Annotated in this window: 21 protein-coding genes; 11 read left to right on the forward strand and 10 right to left on the reverse strand. The window is 53.2% G+C overall.

The genetic code is table 11. From position 1 onward, the window contains the following. Positions 1-78 precede the first annotated feature (78 nt). From cynS to grxC, 4 genes are all read left to right on the forward strand, one after another. The gene (gene cynS / locus ACA069_RS14605) at positions 79-546 is read left to right on the forward strand and encodes a cyanase (protein ID WP_497613946.1); all 468 of its coding nucleotides are present in this window, start codon (positions 79-81) and stop codon (positions 544-546) included. A 101-nt stretch (positions 547-647) separates the two neighbouring features. After that, positions 648-896, forward strand: coding sequence for a DUF2790 domain-containing protein (locus tag ACA069_RS14610; RefSeq protein WP_497613948.1), 249 nt, complete (start codon positions 648-650; stop codon positions 894-896). A 38-nt stretch (positions 897-934) separates the two neighbouring features. Further along, complete coding sequence (locus ACA069_RS14615) at positions 935-1,597, forward strand: carbonic anhydrase (protein WP_497613950.1); 663 nt, start codon at positions 935-937, stop codon at positions 1,595-1,597. Between the two features lie 26 nt (positions 1,598-1,623). Next, positions 1,624-1,887, forward strand: coding sequence for a glutaredoxin 3 (gene grxC, locus ACA069_RS14620; RefSeq protein WP_187680565.1), 264 nt, complete (start codon positions 1,624-1,626; stop codon positions 1,885-1,887). 21 nt (positions 1,888-1,908) lie between these two features. Here the strand turns inward: grxC and ACA069_RS14625 are convergent, their stop codons facing one another. The 3 genes from ACA069_RS14625 to ACA069_RS14635 all read right to left on the reverse strand — a co-directional run bounded on the left by ACA069_RS14625 (position 1,909) and on the right by ACA069_RS14635 (position 4,956). Further along, positions 1,909-3,981, reverse strand: a complete 2,073-nt coding sequence (locus ACA069_RS14625) for a 2Fe-2S iron-sulfur cluster-binding protein (RefSeq protein WP_489880482.1) — start codon at positions 3,979-3,981, stop codon at positions 1,909-1,911. Positions 3,982-4,048: 67 nt separating this feature from the next. Next, a complete protein-coding gene (locus ACA069_RS14630; protein ID WP_401264154.1) occupies positions 4,049-4,246 on the reverse strand; it encodes a hypothetical protein in 198 nt (65 codons plus the stop codon). A 41-nt stretch (positions 4,247-4,287) separates the two neighbouring features. Next, positions 4,288-4,956 carry a DJ-1/PfpI family protein gene (locus ACA069_RS14635; protein WP_497613953.1) on the reverse strand — a complete coding sequence of 223 codons (669 nt, stop codon included), beginning with the start codon at positions 4,954-4,956 and terminating at the stop codon, positions 4,288-4,290. Between the two features lie 219 nt (positions 4,957-5,175). Between ACA069_RS14635 and ACA069_RS14640 the strand changes: the two genes are divergently transcribed. Continuing rightward, positions 5,176-5,952 carry an alpha/beta fold hydrolase gene (locus ACA069_RS14640; RefSeq protein WP_497613955.1) on the forward strand — a complete coding sequence of 259 codons (777 nt, stop codon included), beginning with the start codon at positions 5,176-5,178 and terminating at the stop codon, positions 5,950-5,952. Positions 5,953-5,989: 37 nt separating this feature from the next. On the opposite strand, the gene ACA069_RS14645 is transcribed toward ACA069_RS14640, so the two are convergent. From ACA069_RS14645 to cynR, 4 genes are all read right to left on the reverse strand, one after another. Continuing rightward, a complete protein-coding gene (locus ACA069_RS14645; protein ID WP_401264150.1) occupies positions 5,990-6,901 on the reverse strand; it encodes a LysR family transcriptional regulator in 912 nt (303 codons plus the stop codon). Beyond that, positions 6,901-7,821 (reverse strand): LysR family transcriptional regulator, encoded by a 921-nt coding sequence (locus ACA069_RS14650; RefSeq protein WP_497613957.1) that lies wholly within the window; start codon positions 7,819-7,821, stop codon positions 6,901-6,903. Before ACA069_RS14650 ends, ACA069_RS14645 begins: the two co-directional genes overlap by 1 nt. A 198-nt stretch (positions 7,822-8,019) precedes the next feature. After that, a complete protein-coding gene (locus ACA069_RS14655; RefSeq protein ID WP_497613959.1) occupies positions 8,020-8,649 on the reverse strand; it encodes a glutathione S-transferase family protein in 630 nt (209 codons plus the stop codon). 135 nt (positions 8,650-8,784) lie between these two features. Next, on the reverse strand, positions 8,785-9,669 hold the full coding sequence (gene cynR, locus ACA069_RS14660; protein WP_497613961.1) for a transcriptional regulator CynR: 885 nt from the start codon (positions 9,667-9,669) through the stop codon (positions 8,785-8,787). 334 nt (positions 9,670-10,003) lie between these two features. Here cynR and ACA069_RS14665 point away from each other — a divergent pair, with 334 nt between their 5' ends. Further along, a complete protein-coding gene (locus tag ACA069_RS14665; protein ID WP_489880477.1) occupies positions 10,004-10,936 on the forward strand; it encodes an alpha/beta fold hydrolase in 933 nt (310 codons plus the stop codon). A gap of 25 nt (positions 10,937-10,961) precedes the next feature. On the opposite strand, the gene gorA is transcribed toward ACA069_RS14665, so the two are convergent. Both gorA and ACA069_RS14675 read right to left on the reverse strand, forming a co-directional pair. Next, a complete protein-coding gene (gene gorA / locus ACA069_RS14670; protein WP_497613963.1) occupies positions 10,962-12,323 on the reverse strand; it encodes a glutathione-disulfide reductase in 1,362 nt (453 codons plus the stop codon). Between the two features lie 685 nt (positions 12,324-13,008). Next, a complete protein-coding gene (locus tag ACA069_RS14675; protein ID WP_489880475.1) occupies positions 13,009-13,479 on the reverse strand; it encodes a chemotaxis protein in 471 nt (156 codons plus the stop codon). Positions 13,480-14,015: 536 nt separating this feature from the next. Between ACA069_RS14675 and ACA069_RS14680 the strand changes: the two genes are divergently transcribed. Both ACA069_RS14680 and ACA069_RS14685 read left to right on the forward strand, forming a co-directional pair. Then, positions 14,016-14,792, forward strand: coding sequence for an alpha/beta fold hydrolase (locus tag ACA069_RS14680; RefSeq protein WP_489880474.1), 777 nt, complete (start codon positions 14,016-14,018; stop codon positions 14,790-14,792). A gap of 421 nt (positions 14,793-15,213) precedes the next feature. Continuing rightward, positions 15,214-15,774, forward strand: a complete 561-nt coding sequence (locus tag ACA069_RS14685; RefSeq protein ID WP_489880564.1) for a fasciclin domain-containing protein — start codon at positions 15,214-15,216, stop codon at positions 15,772-15,774. A 580-nt stretch (positions 15,775-16,354) separates the two neighbouring features. Here the strand turns inward: ACA069_RS14685 and ACA069_RS14690 are convergent. Further along, complete coding sequence (locus ACA069_RS14690; protein ID WP_497613966.1) at positions 16,355-17,332, reverse strand: NAD-dependent epimerase; 978 nt, start codon at positions 17,330-17,332, stop codon at positions 16,355-16,357. A gap of 607 nt (positions 17,333-17,939) precedes the next feature. Here ACA069_RS14690 and rfaH point away from each other — a divergent pair. Genes rfaH through ACA069_RS14705 form a run of 3 tightly spaced genes read left to right on the forward strand, consistent with a single transcriptional unit; the run spans position 17,940 to position 20,219 of the window. Continuing rightward, positions 17,940-18,473: a transcription/translation regulatory transformer protein RfaH gene (gene rfaH, locus ACA069_RS14695; RefSeq protein ID WP_187679865.1), complete on the forward strand. Its 534-nt coding sequence runs from the start codon at positions 17,940-17,942 to the stop codon at positions 18,471-18,473. A 39-nt stretch (positions 18,474-18,512) separates the two neighbouring features. Continuing rightward, positions 18,513-19,673 carry an outer membrane beta-barrel protein gene (locus ACA069_RS14700; RefSeq protein WP_497613968.1) on the forward strand — a complete coding sequence of 387 codons (1,161 nt, stop codon included), beginning with the start codon at positions 18,513-18,515 and terminating at the stop codon, positions 19,671-19,673. Positions 19,674-19,685: 12 nt separating this feature from the next. After that, the gene (locus ACA069_RS14705; RefSeq protein ID WP_489880471.1) at positions 19,686-20,219 is read left to right on the forward strand and encodes a polysaccharide biosynthesis/export family protein; all 534 of its coding nucleotides are present in this window, start codon (positions 19,686-19,688) and stop codon (positions 20,217-20,219) included. Positions 20,220-20,221: the final 2 nt, after the last annotated feature.

Genomic DNA, 20,221 nt, shown 5'->3' on the forward strand with positions numbered 1-20,221 from the left:
GGACGCTATCAAGCAAACGGCAGAACATAGCTTCACACCAAGCCGCACTAACCCAAGCATTCCGATAGGAGAAACACCATGCAACAGTCCCACGCTTACAACGACACCAGTCTTGAACTGACCGCTAAAATTCTGGACGCCAAAGCCCGCAAAAACCTGTCTTTCGAAGACATGGCAGAAGGCACTGGCTTCGGTCTGGCCTACGTGACCGCCGCCCTCCTCGGCCAGCACCCACTTCCAGAAACTGCCGCGAAAGTGATCGGTAAAAAACTGGACCTGGACGCCGACTCGATAGCGCGCCTGCAAATCATCCCACTGCGTGGAAGCCTTTCGGGGGTCCCTACAGACCCGACCATCTACCGCTTCTACGAAATGATCCAAATCTACGGCACTACTTTGAAAGCCTTGGTTCACGAACAGTTCGGCGACGGCATCATCAGCGCGATTAACTTCAAGCTCGATATGAAAAAAGTTGAGGATCCTGAAGGCGGCCACCGCGCGTTGATCACCCTCGACGGCAAGTTCCTGCCACTGCGTCCTTTCTAAGAAAGCGACTGGAAATGTAATTCGGCTCGCACTCGAAGCGGGCCAGCCCCAACACATTTACCCATTTCACCGACTCACCAAATCTAAATGGAGGATTCGTCATGAAAAAATTTCTGTTTCTCGCCCTGTCCCTGTCAGCTTCGTTGTCGGCCTATGCACAGGAAGTTTCAGTTGCGCCAAAAGCCACTCCGTATGTCTACGGCATGCACTTGGATATTGCCAAGGTCATCAACATCACTGAAGCAGCAGACATCTGCGGTCCAGTGCCAGTGCAAATGACCTACAAAGATTCGCACGGTGACACTCGTGCTCTTGAATACAGCGTGATAGGTCGCGGCTGTACTAACTGAATGTCACCCAACTTAATTACCTGCTAAAGGCCAATCCCATGAAAGCGCTCATTGAAGGTTTTTTGAAGTTTCAGAAAGAAGCATTTCCGCAACGGACAGACCTGTTCAAACACCTGGCCACCACACAGCATCCAGGCACGTTGTTCATCACGTGTTCCGATAGCCGCGTAGTACCGGAACTGTTAACGCAACAAGAACCTGGCGAGCTGTTCGTGATCCGGAACGCGGGCAATATCGTGCCGTCGTACAGCCCCCATCCAGGCGGTGTGTCGGCAACGGTCGAATATGCCGTGGCGGTGCTCGGGGTGACCGACATCGTGATCTGCGGCCATTCGGATTGCGGTGCAATGACGGCTGTCGCCAAGTGCAAATGCATGGATCACCTTCCCGCCGTCGCCGGTTGGCTGCAGCATGCAGAGTCCGCAAAAGTAATCAACGAGTCTCGCTCTCACGTCAATGACGCGGCAAAAGTAAGCTCGATGGTTCGAGAAAACGTGATTGCCCAACTCGCCAACATCCAGACTCACCCGAGCGTGCGCATCGCTCAGGAAAAAGGCTTGTTGAATTTGCATGGATGGGTTTACGACATCGAAACCGGATCGGTTGACGCTCTTGACTCTGATAACCGCAGCTTCAAATCGTTGGCACAGTACCCTGATACCTGCGCTGCACACGCTCGCGAAGAAAAAGCCGCAGCCTGACATTGTCTAAACGAGGAGGACTTTTCATGCCTGAAATCATTATGTATACCACTAGCACCTGCCCTTACTGCCGTGGTGCTAGGCAGCTGCTTGACTCTAAAGGTATTTCTTTTACCGAAATCGACGTTCAGTCAGCTGATCAGAAGATCGAAATGATAAATCGCAGCGGCCGTCGCACGGTTCCGCAAATTTTCATCGGCGACTGGCATGTGGGTGGATTTGACGACCTCGCTCAACTCGACCGTGAAGGCGGTTTGGCTCAAGCGCTCAACCCGCGTCTCGCGGGATGAGCGATAGAGAAGGCGTTCATGTCACAGATCCAAAATCAGGGGGGCGTCGCCCTCCTTGCTTTGCGCTGGTACTGCGCAGCAAATCAAGACCTCTCCCTGCGCCGGCATTTCAGCGGGCAAGTTCAAATAGTGCACTTCGCCACTGATCAATTTTGTACGACAAGTCCCACATGACCCGCCGCGGCAACTGAAGTCCGGATTCAGACCACGACTTTCAGCCAGCTCCAACAGGCTGCCGTTTCCTGGTTCCCAACGGGCCTCTTTCGCAGAAGTCGCGAACAGCACTTTAACCGGTCCACTGGCTGGCGGAACTTGCTCTACCGCCGGGGTCAACTGATCGCGTAATCGAACCAGAGTCGAAGGCCCGAATGTTTCGGCGTGAATGCGATCATCGCCAATGCGTAGTTCTCGTAGCCCATCGTATAGAGCCTGGGTGAAGGCGCCCGGACCGCACAAGTAAAAGTCATAATCATCCAAGGGCAACAGCGCTTTGAGTAAAGCTACGTCCACACGTCCAGCTAATTCGAAGTCTTCGCCCTCGCGAGCGTGTTGCTCCGGCTGACTTAGAAGTCGCAATGCGCGAATCTTGTCTTTTGCACGGGTCGCCAGTTCAAACAGTTCATCGCGAAATGCCAGCTCCGCCAGACTACGCGCGCTTTGAATGAACCAGGTCGGCCGAGTGCGACGGATTCGTTCTCCTTCATAGATGACTTCGCGCAGCATCGACAGCAACGGCGTGACCCCAACGCCAGCGGCCAATAGAACCAATGGCCGATGCTCATCGGCGTGCACTGTGAAACGACCTTGGGGGGCACGAGCTTCAATGAGATCCCCCACCCGAATCTGGTTGTGCAGGTGCGACGAAACCAACCCGTCACGCTTGACACTGATCCGGAAGAAAGTGTCAGAAGGTGCGCTCGACACGCTGTAAGTTCGGACCAGGGGTGGCTGTCCTTCAGCCAGGTGAAACCGTACGGGTAAATGTTGGCCAGCCTCAAAGCGCGGCAATCCTGCCCCATCGTCAGGTTCCAGATAAAAAGAACTGATGGTGCTGCTCTCTTCAACGATACGGGTCACGCGCAGATGCCGCCATTGGTCGCGTAGTGCATCGGCCTTTAAGCGGCCTTCTGCTTTTTCCCAACTGCCAGTCATCAGACTATTAGGCGAGAAACCTTCAAGCGCCCAGCGCAGGGCCAGTACGCCTCGCCTTCTAACGACATGCTCTACCGTTAAAGTCCAGAGTCTTTCCGCCCCTTGGAATGCTGCGACTTCCGGCCCCTCAAGAATAATCTCAGTGCGCCCTGCCACCTGAAGCACATCACCTGACGAGAAATCGACAAAGACCAATCCAGCCTTAGGATTGAGCAACAAGTTGCCCAATGTATTGAAATGCAGATTGCCAGCGAAATCGGGAATCGTCAGAACATTGCCTTGGACCCTGACAAAGCCGGGGTTACCTCCGCGGTGCGAGACGTCCACCGAGCGTCTGGATGAATCTCCTTCGAGGTCGATGTAGCTGGCGAGGAAGAAGGTATCGGCCTTGCGAATCATCTCGCTTGCGGCCTCGTCCAATTCGCTTAAGCATTCCGCTGCAACATTGGATGAGGGCCGACCAACGCTGACCGGTTCTACGCTCCGCAACTGGATGTATTGCGGACAGTTGCCGAAAGCGTGCACGACAGAAACGGCAATACCGCCAGATAAGGCGGTACTGATGTTGCCATTCATTCGATTGCGCCTTCGGGTCTTCAAATCGATGCCGAGCAGCCCGACTGCGGCACCCGTTACCAAAGCTGCTTTGACTGGGTCACCCTCTGCGGGAAGGCGGTCGAGTTGCAAAATGCGTGGATCGGGTGAGTGAACGAAACCTGGAGGGCCTTCTATCAACGTCGCCCAAGGAATGCCTTTTTCGTCAACCGCACCCAACACTAGATAAGGAAGCTGGCTGTAGAACGAGCGATGCTGATCCGGCATGTAGTCGCGAACAACCTTTCGCCCAAATTGCTCCATCTGCTGCGCCACGCCGACACTTTCTTGCAACTGCCGCTCACCAGCATGCCAGGGTGAAGAGCCCGGCTCGTTCGTTTTATTCATGATCACCTCTACGTATTCTTAAACAGGTGAATCGACCGGGTGGGCTGTATAGGGTCGACCAGATTCTTCAAGAAAAATCGCCACCTTTTGCCCGTTCGGTGTTGGCCAGTAGTAGTAGTCCAATACTTCGGATGGTTTTGACATCGGTATAACCTCTGAACACATCGACGGGAAAACCAGGACAGATATTCGAATTGAGTTCCCATTTTCCACCGGAAAAAAAGTCGTTCTGAATACCAACGAGGATGAGTGCGGTGTCAGCCATACAATTGCCTCCAGAAAGTCGATACAGAATACTCAGTGGGGCTAGGCTACTTGCGGCGCGTCGTACCAATCACGATCGGGTGTAGCGAAACGCATTTTCTGACGGATATAAGTCGCGTTTTCTGAACTGGTTAGTTTTTCCAGCAGCAAAAAAGCGACTTCTGTGGCGGTACCAGGACCGCTGGAAGTAATGATGTTGTCGTGAACAACGACTGGTCGATCTACGAAGAGAGCGCCGCTTTCCACTAACTGGTTTTTCCTTTTTCCTCCCTCTTGGTGATAGGTGGTTGCATGCTTGCCACGTAACACGCCTGCCACTCCCAAACACACCGATGACACGCAGACGCTGGCGACGGGTTTGCCGGCTTCAACGAATTGTCGAATGGTTTCAAGAAAAGGCTCACTAAGAGCTTCCTCATAGAATCCTGCAGGTTCAAAACCACCCGGCAAAGCCAGTGCATCAAAGCTACTCACGTCTAGATCACGGAGCAGAAAGCTCGGATTAAGCGCGAGACCAAATGTGGTGATGATTTTTTTGCGTAGGCCTGCATTCACTAACTCAAGAGGACAATCGCCGAGCAAATCGGCCCAACCGAGCACGTCAGTGAAGGCCGCCATTTCCATTGGTTCTACACCGTTGGCTAACAGCATGAGTACTCGTTTCATTGTTGTCTCCGCGGTCAGGCGTTTAATAAAGTGCTTGAAACGCATGCTCCGCTTTAATCGCTTTGGTGAGAACGAACACAAAACACAATCCAATGTTTCGCCTGCTGAAATGCTGGGGGACGTTTGTATCGGTTTGTAGCAAAGGCCGTATCAGACACGTTTCCATGCATAGCACTGGAAAACCGGACACATACGGGACACAGCTAGCGTTTTAAATATTCCTGTCGCTCCACCACCCATCTCCCGTTTGCACAGGAACATCAGATGAAAAAGATATTCGCAGGTCTGGCCTTGGCAGCCGCAATGGTTACAGCCACCGCAGCGATGGCCGCGCCGGTCAAACCGACTGTCGTGCTCGTACACGGAGCTTTCGCCGATTCGAGCAGTTGGAATGGCGTCGTCAAAATCCTGGAAAAAGATGGCTATCCAGTGATCGCAGCCTCGAACCCGCTGCGCTCACTCAAAGGTGACGCGCAGTCGGTCGCCGACGTGCTCGCCAGCATCAAAACGCCCGTTGTGCTGGTCGGGCATTCGTATGGTGGTCCGGTCATCAGCGAAGCGGCTTATGGCAACACCAATGTTAAAGCGCTGGTATTCGTCGCAGCCATTGCACCCGAAGCAGGTGAATCCACCGCAGAGTTATCTGGACGTTTCCCGGGTGGCACGCTGGGCCCTACCCTCGCCCCCCCCGTAGCCTTGGCTGACGGCGGTAAGGATCTGTATATCCAACAAGACAAATTCCACGACCAGTTCGCAGCCGACGTTTCCAACGCAGACGCCAAATTGATGGCTGCGACTCAACGTCCCGTAACGGTTGCAGCACTCAATGAAGCATCCACAGAGCCGGCCTGGAAAACTATTCCTTCCTGGTTTGTCTACGGTGACGCTGATAAGAACATCCCAGCACAAGCCCAAGCCTTTATGGCTGAACGAGCACATTCCAAGCAGACCGTCGTAGTTAAAGGCGCGTCGCACGTTGTGATGGTGTCCAATCCGAAAGTCGTCGCCAGCCTGATCGAAAAGGCAGCGAACGCCAAATGAAGCTCGTCGGCGACCTCAGTCCGCGATCGCCGAACGCTCAATGAACATCCGGCAACATTGCCGGATGTTCGCGCAGGCCCTCGACAATGTGGTCGACAAAACTGCGCACTCTCATTGAAGCTCTACGCCCTTCTCGGTAAACGACATGAACTGGAAGCGCTGGCAGCTCGAAAGGTTGCAACACCCTGCGTAACCGACCGCCATTTAAATAATCGTAGGCGGGATAACTGAGGCAGCGCGTAAGCCCCGCGCCATGAGCCGCCGCATCGATGGCAGATTGAACAGTGGTGCAGCTGACGCGTGATCGGGCCTTAATGGTGGATTGAAAGCCTTGGTTGGAAAAATCCCAGTTGATCTTCTCCCGATAAGCTTGAATGCCAATCAGCCGGTGACTTTTAAGATCCTCAGGCTCGGCGGGCACACCATGGGCTTCGAGATAGGCAGGACTGCCACAAACGATCGTACGAACGAAACCAACAGGCCTGGCGATCAACGATGAACTGGGCAAATTCCCCACCAGCACGGCCACGTCAAGCCCCTCCTCGTTCATGTTCGGAAAACGATCATGATAATGGGCGAATACTCTGACTTCGGGATAAAACTCCATGTAATTCGCAAGCAAAGGCGTCATTACATAGCGGCTGAAAAGGAGTGGAAGCAATACAGTCAGATTTCCCTGAGCCTGAACATGAAGGCCTTTAGCTGATGCTTCTGCGTCTTCGATTTCTTTGAGGATGCGGGAGCAATCAGCCATAAAAGCAGCACCCGACTCAGTCAACGAAACTCCACGAGTGCTTCGTTGCAATAGCGGCACCCCTAGGCGCGCCTCCAATCGGGCAATCGCGCGAACGACTGTCGGGCCAGAAACGTTCAAACGGCGCGCAGCTGCAGCCAGGCTTGGCCGCTCTGAGAGCGCTTCAAACATAAGCATTTCATGAAAGCGGTCCATTAGAGCGCGCTTTTCATAGTAGGTCGAAGCGCCGGATCACATCCCAGACGTTCCGTGAGGAAATCCACGAACGTACGTATCTTCGCTGGTACGCGGTTACTCTTGAGGTAAACGACCTGGATGGGCAAAGCGGGCGGTTCAAAATCTTGGAGTACCACCTCCAGTTCACCGGCGGCTACTTGACTAGCCACCTGGTAGGACAACACGCGTGTCACACCCCAGCCCAGACAAGCAATATTGATGGCCGCTTGATTTGCGGTAACGACTAGCCGCGGATCGAAACGAAAGCTGAGTGCATTTCCTTCATTCTCAAATTGCCAATCGCTTAACAAATGGCTCGCGGAAGACATAACGATTTTGGCAGAACCTAATTCTCCAGGATGGCGGGGTCTGCCGAATTCCTCGAAATACTTGGGGGCGCCACAAATTACCTGGCGCACCTCGCCAACTTTGATACCGTGCTGATTATTCTCGTGCAGATGGCCAATACGGATCGCCACATCGATACCTTCATCAACCATGCTTGTCACGCGGTCAACCAGTAACGCGTTGAGATGTACAGAAGGAAATTGATCCAAGTACTCAGCCAGCAAAGGCGCAATGTACAGCTCACCGAAAAGCACGGGAGCTGTCACCGTCAGGTGCCCACACGGAATTGAGTAGCTGCCGGCAGCAGCTTCCTCCGCTTCATTGACCTCACCGAGTATTCGCCGACAATCATCAAGATACCGTTGCCCTGCCTCAGTCAAGTGCAAGCTACGAGTTGTGCGTGAGAGCAACTGAGTGCCGATGCGTTCCTCCATAGCAGCAATGGCACGGGTAACGCTGGGGGGAGAAATATTCAAACGACGGGCGGCGGCCGCAAAACCTTCTTCTTCGGCCACCGTCATGAATATCTGCATTTCCTGAAAGCGATCCATAGGCGACTCAGCCGTGGTGTAGGGACAGCAAGATCTGATCGCGAGAGCGAGCAGACGTAGATGCAAAAAAGTGTCGCCAAGAGCGACTAGTGCAAACCCTATCCAGATGACTAGTACGACAGGCGAAAATTCGAAGAGATCGTAGTTGAATGAGCGAAGACTACCCGGAATTTTTCCCGGGTAGCTCCGGCCGCTGGATCAAGCTTGTTGCAAACCCTTGGCAGTACGCTGCATACCTACGAAATTTGGCAATGCCTCGATACTGCTCAACCAGGCCCGAACGTTAGGATAGTCAGTCAGTGCAACATTGCCTTCTGGAGCATGGGAGACGTAGGTGTAGGCTGCGACATCTGCAACGGTCGGTTTGTCGCCAGCCAGGAATTTGCTTTTACCCAACTCTTGCTCCATCACCGTCAGCAGGGTGTGGGACTTGCTGATCGCATCCTCCGCATTGTAACCGGCACCGAACACCGTGATCAGTCGAGCGGTAGCGGGGCCTGAGTTGATCTGCCCGGCGGCAACGGACAGCCAGCGTTGTGCTTTTGCTTGCGCTACAGGATCAGTGGGCAGCCACTCACCGTTGCCGTATTTAGCAGCGAGATAGACCAGAATGGCGTTCGAGTCAGCTAGAACGGTGCCGTTATCATCGATCACCGGTACTTGGCCGAAGCTGTTGAGCGCTAGGAATTCGGGCATTTTGTGCGCGCCCTTCATCAGATCCACAAATATCAATTCTGTTGGCTGGCCGAGGAGTGAGAGCATCAATTCGACACGATGCGCGTGGCCAGACAATGGATGACGATAAAGCTTGATTGGTTGTTGGGACATGACGTACTCCGGTTGTTCTGGATTCGACCCGGTGATCGTGTCGATGGAGTCATCTTGCTCTCCCCTACCAAACAGAGGAATTACCATTATTTACAATCCAGCATTTCACTGGGCGTAATGGTCAGCACCCTATTCTCAGTCCACTGCCGCGGATCCAAGCATCAAATTCATGAATGCGACCGACGCGGCACTGTGGTAGTTATTTTTTCGCCTTAGAATCGACACTCCCCGTTGAGGCGCCTTGTCGATCAAGGCTAGCTTGTGCAGAGCGCGATCCTGCGTGGCGATGGGTTCAGGAAGAATGGTGGCGACCGCGGTGTTTCGAATGACTTCAAGCAACGTGTTTACGGAGTTGACCTGAATCGTCACCTTGGGCGTGATTTTCGCTTTGGTGAAGTACTCATCGATACAAATGCGCGTAGCGAAGTCAGGGGTCAGCAAAGCAAAATCCAGTTGAGCTAACTGGCCCGTCGTGAGTGCTTCCTGGCAGTCATAGAGTGGGTGAGCGCGCCCAACCATCAGACCGAGCGTCTCGACGAAGGCCGGGATTGATTCGATATCGGCGTTTCTCACTTGGTCAAATGCAACAGCTATATCCAGCGAGTCATCGACCAATCCCGTTTCGATGTCGCCCATCGACAACTCGAAAATCTCTAAGCGAATGTTCGGGAATTGGGAGATGTAATCACGCACTAGTGGACCTAAGACGTACGCCATGAAGGTTGGGGCCATGGCAAGCCGTAACGTGCCACGGGACAAGTCTTTCACGTCGTGCAATGCCCGTTTACCCGCCGCCAGCTCCACCAGTACGCGCCGGGCGCATTCGATGTAGGCGAGCCCAGCATCTGTGGGTCTGACAGTCCGGGATGTTCGGTCAAAAAGGCTGACGCCAAGCGTTTCTTCCAGCTGCCGTATCTGCTGCGACAGTGTCGGCTGAGACACATGAAGGACTTCTGCGGCTCGGGTGAAACCACCGTGGTCAGCTACTGCCAACAGATACCGCAAATGTCTTAGAAGCATTGGATCACCGCAAGATTGGGTTCGTAATGCATTGTATCTCTGACCGTTGCGCAGCGATTGGCAGAGCAGGTATCAGCTTATTTTTCTCAACCGAGTCTCCCAAAATGGAATGGATCTTCCGTGAGCACCGCTGCCGCGCAGATGCCCAGCTCTGTGTCGGGATTAGAGTACTCCCGTCCTCATGATTCTTTCACCAGGTGAAATACCGCATTGTCATTATTAGTCATTCCTCAGATTCAGTGGTTTATCGAGTATTGGATACAGCGCAAAACAACATCAACGCGCAGACCAAACTTCTCCGCAGATTAGCTCTGCAACCACTGGAGTACCGGTGATGCCCTTACTTAAATACCTCTCCTTTCTCGTTTTGACGATGCTTTTGGGCTTCGGACATGCCCAAGCAGAAACGCCAAAAATGAAGTATCGCCAAGTGACAGTCGATGGCGTAAATATTGCCTATCGAGAAATTGGCGATCCCAGCGCCCCCTCCGTATTACTCCTTCATGGAGTGCCCAGCTCGTCTCGCATGTACGATGATCTCATGAAGCAATTGGGTAACCGTTTCCACCTCATTGCTCCGGACTACCCAGGCTTCGGTAACAGCGATGCGCCCCCACCAGACAAGTTCGTCTACACATTTGATCACCTTGCGAAGGTGATTGAGCACTTCACAGATGCAGTCGGGCTCAAACGGTACAGCTTGTTTATGCAAGACTACGGCGCTCCCGTCGGTATGCGATTAGCGATGGCAAGGCCCGAAGCCATAACCTCAATGGTGTTCCAAAATGGCAATGTCTATGCAGAAGGCCTGGGTAAGATGTGGGACAGCCGCAAAGCCTACTGGGCTGATCGCAACGCCTATGAGGCCAAATTTCAGGCTGCTCATTTATCCCTGGACGTAACCCGACAGCGGCATGTCGGCAGCGATCCAGACGTCACAGCGTACAACCCCGATTTATGGCAGGACGAAGTGGCATTCCTCAACCGCCCCGGTGAAGGCGCGATTCAAATGGCACTGATCTACGACTATCGCACCAATATCGATGCCTACCCGGCGTGGCAGAAATGGCTGCGTGAACATCAGCTACCCACACTGGTTATCTGGGGCAAGCATGATTTGGCCTTTACCGTTGCAGGCGCTGAAGCTTTTCGCCGGGACTTGCCCAATGCAGAGATTGCGATTCTCGACGGGGGACATTTCGTTATGGACACCCGGCTGGAAGACGTCGCGAACCTCACTCGAAAATTCCTGATCAAGCAAAAATGAAAAAAGCGCACCCTGACCTGATCAGTCACCTGCTGCTCACCGCCGTACGGAGGGTAACGAACTCTTCTGCGGAAGTCGGATGAACGCCGATAGTGTCATCAAAAAGTCGTTTGGTGGCACCCGCTTTAAGAGCAATCGCTAAGCCTTGAATGATATCCCCCGCGTCCGGACCGACCATGTGGCATCCCAGCACTCGATCAGATTCTGCGTCCACTACCAGCTTCATCAGCGTCTGTTCTGACGACTCGGTGAGAGTCAATTTCATAGGGCGGAACCTGCTCTCGAACACAACTACTTTGTGGCCCAGATCAACGGCTTGCTGTTCGGTAAGCCCCACCGTGCCTATGTTCGGCTGACTGAACACAGCGGTCGGAATGTGCCGATAATCGACCGGACGATATTGCTCAGGTTTGAACAACCGACGGGCGACTGCCATGCCCTCTGCTGTCGCAACGGGTGTCAACTGGACACCGCCAATAACATCACCCAGAGCCAATATGGAAGGCTCGCGAGTTTCAAAGTGCTCATTCACGTCAATATAGCCAGCCTCGGTGAGTTCGACGCGTGTGTTTTCCAGCCCAAGACTATCGAGCATAGGCCTTCGACCAGTGGCGTAGAAGATGCTATCAGTTTCGAGCTGCGTTCCATCCTGAAGCGTCGCTAGCAAACTTCCGTCTGGTTGCTTATCAATTCGGACAATGTCAGTGTTGAAATCTAATCGCAACCCGCGCTTAGTCAACTCCTCTGCCAGATGAGTACGAACCGATCGATCGAATCCTCGCAAAAACATATCGCCTCGGTACAGCAGCCGAGTATCAGCTCCTAGCCCGTTGAAAATGCCGGCGAATTCCACGGCAATGTAACCACCGCCGACCACCAGGATTCGCTTAGGCAACTCTTCCAGGAAGAATGCTTCATTCGAAGTGATCGCATACTCGTGTCCCGGAATGTCCGCGATCCGCGGCCAACCGCCAGTCGCAATCAAAATCCGCTCAGCGCTGAAACGCTGGCCGTTTATATCAACATGGTTCGCATCTGCTAATCGCGCATGGCCTTCGAGCAACGTGACGCCGCTATTAATCAAAAGCTTACGGTAGATGCCATTGAGACGATCGATCTCACGGTTTTTGTTCGCAATAAGCGATGACCAGTCGAAATTCGCCTTGCCCGCTGTCCAGCCGAAGCTTTCGGCCTGTTCGAAGTCGTCAGAAAAATGGGCACTGTAAACCAACAGCTTTTTTGGAACGCAGCCGACATTCACACACGTGCCGCCTAAGTATCGACTTTCGGCAACCGCTACTTTTGCACCAAAATCTGCTGCAAACCTTGCAGCACGCACTCCACCCGAGCCGGCACCAATGACAAATAGATCGAAGTCGTAGCTCATTTCAGTTCTCTGCAGGGAATGCACAGCGCCCGGCTGTCCAATTTCATTTGAGGAATAACGACCGGAGCTTCAGCGAATGCATCAGTGAGGTACAAAGCCTCGAAAAAAAACCTCCGCCTGATTGCGGTTGGCACAAATCAGTCATGCCTAATCCGCTGATCTCACTTGCCAAGCCTCCCATGAATTGGGGAAGCAAGAAGCCGGCTTCGTGCTCACGATGAAGCACCATTGAGGTATCCGGATGGGAGACGCCAGGACAGGATTGATGAGTGCCAAACATTGGAATCTCCCATTAATGGAGAACGCTGCGACAACTCCAATAGTTGATCGCTTCTGGGAACAGTTTCACCAACAAATGGGGTTCAGAGAATGAGCAGAGATGTCATGGCTTAATTGTGCAGGATGAAACAATGTTGGTAGAGGCTTCTGAACAGGCAATCAATCTATTCGGGAAGGATTTAGAGCAATACGCAGATGGAGGTCTCTTCCGAATCGAGTGCCGACAAGCCTGAGGCGGGCCGACCTGCTTGGCTGGTCAGAACTCGCGGAGGAGCGTTACCGGGTCAACGTGGTCGAAGGCTGTGAGTGATACGCCATTCTTAATGACGATGGTCTCTTGAAAGAAGGTTGCACCCCCACCGCTTTCCGGTGACGTTCGTGGAGGCTCCATGTGCGGCGGTGTATGTCAATCTCTAGGAGCTGAAAGGGAGTTCGAAAGCTTTTTCATCGAAGACGAGAGCTTCATCTCGTTTTCTGTGCGGTGCAGATCATTCGTGGTAGTAGTGAGCTGGCTAGTGAGAATACCTAACTCCCCGAGAATGCCCTGTACCTTCCCCTCACGCTCTTTTTCGCTCAGAGAGTGATTGTTCTTGATGGCATCCAATTCTTCCATTTTCTTTTGAATTTTCTCTTGGATGTCTCTTATCGCTTTGAGAATTTTTTTAACGCCATCCGGTAGATTGCTAGCGTCGATATCCGCATTTTTGTCGGTCTCACTTGACGCTTTCGCAGTCCCCTCGGGGGACAAAGTCACTTTTACACCTTCGGTAACTGCTGGTACGTCGGAGTCGCCTGACGTCTCACTCGGCACTGATTTCGCAGCATTTGAGGGTTCTATGATTTTAATCGAAGCGTGGGCAGCGGCATTGATTTGCATGAGATTCTCCCTTTTTGTCTTTGCTGTATCGACGTTCGCGAAAAGTACTTGAAGGCAGTAGTGAGAAAAAGCCTTTGGGAGTGAGCGGGCTAACGAGTATCGGCATCTGGCCTACAGGGCATCGAGGACTCTAAATTGATTTTGCGCGAACTGATCAAAATCAAAGGATCTTCTCTAGAGGTTGTGCAGGGACGCATTCCGTCGAATTTCATCAGTTTTGAATTCAATAACCCCTCAAGCGCAACGCCTCTCCCGACCGAAATAATCGCGGCCATTTCAAAAACCGGAACAGTAGATTGTCTTTTTTGGTCGTTCTCCCGGGTTTGTTTAGGGCAGACCATGGGCCACGCAGTGCATTGATTTGCAACCGGCCGCAGAGGCATCAACTTGATGAAATTCGTTTTTTTGATGATGCAAAGAAGGTTCTGAATCGTTGCAAAGACTTACTACGTGCCCACCCGAAAGGGAGGGCTGATTCTGTACCCGGCACAAATTGATGGAATTGCGTCAACCTTCGTCACACACAGGAACTCTAGATGAACAAGTTATTCTCAGGCCTGGCCTTAGCGGCCGCAATGGTTACAGCCACCGCAGCGATGGCTGCGCCGGTCAAACCGACTGTCGTATTGGTTCATGGCGCTTTCGCCGATTCCAGCAGTTGGAATGGCGTCGTCAAAATTCTGGAAAAAGATGGCTACCCAGTGATCGCAGCGTCGACCCCGTTGCGCTCACTCAAAGGTGATGCTCAGTCGGTCGCCGACGTGCTCGCCAGCATCAAAACGCCCGTTGTGCTGGTCGGGCATTCGTATGGTGGTCCGGTCATCAGCGAAGCGGCTTACGGCAACACCAATGTTAAAGCGCTGGTATTCGTCGCAGCCATTGCACCCGAAGCAGGTGAATCCACCGCAGAATTATCTGGACGTTTCCCAGGCGGTACGCTGGGCCCTACCCTCGCCCCTCCAGTAGCCTTGGCTGACGGCGGTAAGGATCTGTATATCCAACAAGACAAATTTCACGACCAGTTTGCGGCGGACGTCTCAAACGCTGACGCACGCGTCATGGCGGCGACTCAACGTCCCGTCACTGTCGCCGCCCTAAACGAAGCATCGACCGAGCCGGCCTGGAAAACCATTCCTTCTTGGTTCGTCTATGGGACCGCCGACAAGAACATCCCGGCACAAGCCCAGGTGTTCATGGCCGAGCGGGCACATGCCAAGCAAACCGTCGCAGTCAAGGGCGCCTCTCATGTGGTGATGGTATCCAACCCGAAAATCGTTGCCAGCTTGATCGAAAAAGCAGCTAACGCCAAATGACGACAAGTCGCGGCTTAGAGTTGAGCCGCTTCATCATTAAACGAGCATCCGGTCGTACTACGGATGCTTACTTGAAGCCCTAGACGATGCAATCGACAGATTCGCGGAGCCGGAGTAGGAGTGTTGTCAATCATACATAGCCGGAGAGCCGACGAACGTGCAGTCCGCACTCGATCCGCCTATTGGCAGAATAAGAGCGCTCAAGCCGGTCGACGCTGATGGCAAACCTCGTTCACTGTGCCTACTGTCAGCCGATGCCTACATTCTCTCTAGAATCTTTGAACGGCTCACCTATCAGGGTGCCGACCAGACCGGTCATCGCCCAAGGGAAAATATGGTCGCCCTGATGCATCCGTTCAGGGACTTGCTCCGTACATTTATCACCTTCATCCGAAGGACCGAAGAATCTAGGAGAAGTACCATGCTTACCCTTGCTCAACGCATCGCCGCGGTCTGCTTCGCTACCCTCTTTTTTGCTGCGTCACCAAGCTTTGCCGCCGAACCCGTCATGGTAGGTGGTGCCCCCATGTATCCGAACAAGACTATTGTCGAGAATGCCGTCAACTCGAAAGACCACACGACCCTAGTGGCGGCGGTCAAGGCCGCCGGCCTCGTGGACACGCTTAATAGTAAAGGTCCATTTACCGTCTTCGCACCAACCAACGAAGCCTTTGCCAAATTACCCGCCGGAACCGTAGACACACTGGTCAAACCGGAAAACAAGGCAGACTTGACGAAGATACTGACGTATCACGTGGTTGCTGGTACTCACACCGCCAAGCAGTTGATGGCGGACGCCAAAATGAATGGCGGCAAGGTTGTGTTGAAAACCGTGCAGGGGGAGTCATTCACCGTCATGGCGCACGATGGAAAACTATCGGTGATGGACGCCAAAGGTGGCAAAAGCGCGATCAGCATTGCTGACGTCATGCAGTCCAACGGCGTCATCCATGTGGTTGACACAGTGCTGATGCCTAAGTAAGAGCTGAAAACCCGGCGGACATTAGATAATGTCCGCCGGGGATTAACTGCTGACCTGAGCGACCGACATAAAACTGCGAGTGGCTGACACTCATACTCGCTCGATTGCCCTACCGCCCTCCTAGGGTAGATGTTTGACGAAAACCGCACACACGAAGGGCTCGAGGCAATCGAATCATGGCAGCGCGAAGCCCGGCAGGCGTTTACCTACCAGGTCGAGCCAATTGAGGTGGCCGAGTACGCTGGCACATTGACCGTCACGGCTCGCGTTACTGGCAACTTCCCTGGCAGTCCAATCAATTTGAACCACGCGTTTACGCTGCAAGATGGTCGGATTCACTCTCTAGAGATTACGCCATGAATCTTGATTTGGGCGGCAAGCGGATCCTGGTAACCGGCGGCACGAAAGGTGTCGGCAAGCGTTGGTCAACCTGCTTCTCGCTGAAGGCGCGAAAGTACTGACTTCAGCGCGTCAGGCGAACATCGATATGCCGCAAGACCTCTGCGTAGAGGCTGATCTTTCCACTCGAGAGGGTTGTGAAACGCTGGTGCCACTGACCAGAACGAATCAGCCATAGGCGTTAAACCTGATAATACTGGCGATACCACTTCACAAATTGCGCCACCCCTGCTTCAACCTCCACCTGCGGAGAAAAACCGATCCATTCTGCCAGCGCCGAAACATCGGCCCAGGTATTGATGACATCGCCCGCTTGCATCGGCATAAAGTTGCGCTGAGCCTTTGTGCCCAATGCCGTCTCCAGGCAATCGACAAAATCCAGCAGCGCTACCGGGCTGCCGCGCCCTATGTTGAAGATCCGGTTGACGCCTTCGCCCTCCTTGTCGGCTACCGGCGGTTTCGGACACAGCCGCACGATGCTTTCAACAATGTCATCGACGTAGGTAAAGTCCCGCGCCATTTGACCATGGTTGTAAATATCGATCGGACGGCCCTGCAGGATCGCTTCGGTGAACTTGAATAGCGCCATGTCCGGTCGACCCCATGGCCCGTAAACGGTAAAAAACCGCAGCCCGCTGGCCTTCAGCCCGTAGAGATGGCAGTAACTGTGGGCAAGTAATTCATTGGCGCGTTTGGTGGCGGCGTACAGGGAAACCGGTTGCTCGACCGCGTCGTCGACACTGTAAGGCTGCTTGCTGTTGGCACCGTACACCGAACTGCTAGACGCGTAGATCAGATGCGCGGGCTGATAATGTCGACAGGCTTCCAGCACATTCAAAAATCCCACCAGATTCGACTGCGCGTAGGCATCCGGGTTATCCAGTGAATAGCGAACACCCGCCTGAGCGGCCAGGTGGACGACTTCGGTGAAACCGTGCTCTTCGAACAGCGCCATCAAGGCCGGCTTATCGACAATATCGATCGTGTGGAAACGGAAACCTTGCAGCTCGCTCAACTGCTTGAGGCGCGCCTGTTTGAGCGCCACGCTGTAATAATCGTTGAGGTTGTCGATGCCTATTACTGTGTGGCCGTCCAGAGTCAATCGTTTGACCGTGTGATATCCAATAAAGCCCGCAGCACCTGTCACAAGAACGGTCATAGTCCCTGCTCCAATCAACTCAATAGGTGATTACTTATAGCGTTGATCGGGAAACGCAGTCCAGACTTTATAATAATCCCCAACTATGGGGATTCGCCTGTTGATCTTGCCTATTAGCCTTCACCTTGAAAGACGAAAAAATTCCGAGCCATCCGTCAGAAATAAATACTCAATACAAACAACATGATGTAATCGGCTGAATTCATTATTGGATCAATGGCGTGTTTTTTGACAAGGAACGTTTGACAGACCGTGAAGACTGGCCGATAACTACCAAGGTCTCGTCGAACAAGGCGCGAGCGCTAATTTACTCGACAGCTGACATTTTAGAGACAACTACTTAGCTACCTATCATAAACGCTGCGATATGCAGACCGTGCGGTAGCTTTGTCTCTGTAAAAGTTAGACGGTTAATCGCTCCTAGTGCGCTGCACAATATAGCGTCACGCCCTGGCGTCACGCACCTTAATGAAACCTTATGTGATTCATTATTGAAACACCCCTGCGTTATATCATAATAAAAACACTCTTCTGCCAACGGTCTCTTCTTAGCCCACCATTGAGCTACTGCCTGCATAAACTTTCGATCATTACAGAGTTTACCAGCATGCCAGCAACCAGCTCAGATCGACCTAATTGGTACTTATTGCAATGCAAACCACGTCAGGATGAACGTGCCCACCTCAACCTCCTCCAACAGAATTATGTGGTCTACCACCCCCAGCTAGTCAGTGAACGCGTCATTCGCGGGAAACGACAGCGGGTGTTGGAATCCCTCTTCCCCGGATATTTGTTTATCCAACTCAGCCGCAACGACAATTGGGCGCCCTTGCGTTCCACTCGCGGTGTCAGTCGCATTGTCGAATTCAACCATGGTCCTGCGACGGTGGCAGAGCACGTCATCGAGCATTTGCGTGGGCGCTGTCTTGAATCAGAGTCGGACGCGGACGAAGCGCTCAAACCCGGCGAGCATTTACAGATCATCAGCGGCCCACTGTCGCCACTCGAGGGCGTATTCGTTGCTGCGCACGGTACCGACCGGGTGATGATCCTTCTGCAGTTTCTCAACCGGGAACAATCTGTCTGCTTGCCACTCAGCGTTCTTGAACGTCAACAACCCAGCTATCAAACCTATAACTAGCTGCCTGCCTTTATATGCCTTTTCCTCAGGAGCTATAACATGGCCTTGATGTCACGTTGCCCTGTTGTACTGATGACGGCCTCTCTTTATTCTGGAATGGCCTGGAGTATTGAACCGCAAGCGATAAATGTTTACGGATTCGACTTTACTCCGTCTTTTTTGTTTTCAGAAAGTTATGACAACAACTTTCGCGAGTTGGAAAACAATACACAGTCTTCCATGATTACCAAGTTGGCGCCCTCCTTCGAACTCAAAGCCGAAGATCGCAACAGCGCCACTCGGCTGATCTGGCAGCCCACTCGCTACATCTATCACGACGAAACGGATGCCTCGAACACGGCACAACGCGTGCGTGCGGACAGCGTCATGGAGTTCACCGACCGGCATCGGCTGAAACTCGAAGCGGAATATCGGAAATGGGAGCGCACGGAATCGACGGCAGTCGAAGGCGTCAACGACAAGCTCAACAACAAAAAGGTCGGTGGCCTCTACACCTTCGGCGCGAAGAGCGCTGACAATCAACTCGAGTTCGGGGCCAATTACGCCGAACTGCGTTACGACAATGCCGATGGCATCAACGACGACAAAGAACGCAATACCACCGCACTCACCAGCACCTGGTACCACCGCATCGGCAGTAATACCCGAGGCCTGCTGGAATATGACCACACCAACTTTGATTACCAGCAAGCCAACAGTCCGCGCAGCAGTAAATCAGATGCCGTGCTGGCCGGTGCCGTATGGGATTTCACGGCTCGCACCACGGGCAAAGTCCGCCTGGGATATGAGCGAAAGAACTTCGACAGCGACGAATCCAATGACCTCAACAACCCCACCTGGCAAGTGGATTTGCAATGGAAGCCGCGAACTTACTCGACGTTTACCTTTGTTGCTCGCCAGGCCCTCGCTGAAGGTGACGATGGCGCTGAAGCCGTTAAGTCGACGTTCACACAGGTGGGTTGGCGTCATGGCTGGACGGAACGCATCACCACGGTGGCACAAGCCGGGGTCGGGCGTTATGTCTACGAAGGTCAAAACCGAACCGACAACCTTCAGGACTACAACCTGGCGGTGGTGTACGCGATGCGCCGATGGCTGGATATCGAACTCGGTTATCGCTTCCGCGACAACGATTCTGATGCCGACAATGAAAGCTTCAGCCGCAACGTGTTTCAGATCAGCTTCAACGTCAGCCTTTAAGAGGGTCTCGACATGAACACACACACCTTTGTCTTGTTGTTCGCGCTGGTTTTTGTCCCTTCTGCGTATGCAGCAGACCCCGGCACTCAATACAAACTGGCGGCTGGTGATGTCTTGCGCATCATCGTGTTCGGTGAGCCGGAGTTGAGCCTGAAAAAGATCCGTCTCAGCGACGCTGGCACCTTTTCCTACCCTTTTCTGGGCGAGATTTCCGCCAAAGGACTCACCCCCGGCCAGGTCGAAAAAATCATTGTGGACGGGCTTAAACAGGGTTACCTGATCGACCCGAAAGTCAGCCTGAGCCAGATCGAATACCGCTCGTTCTACATCAATGGCGAAGTGAAAAAACCCGGCAGCTATCCATTCGTACCCGGACTGACGCTAGAGAAAGCCATCGCATTGGGCGGTGGCTTGACCGAGCGGGCCTCAATCAAGCGCGTGACCATTTTGCGCGGTGACGGTGGTTCGACCCTCACCGATGACGTTACGCGAAACACCACGATTGCCCCCGGCGACACCATTTCCATTGCACAAGGCTTTTTCTAATC

It is taken from the genome of Pseudomonas sp. LBUM1652 (genome assembly GCF_059716105.1).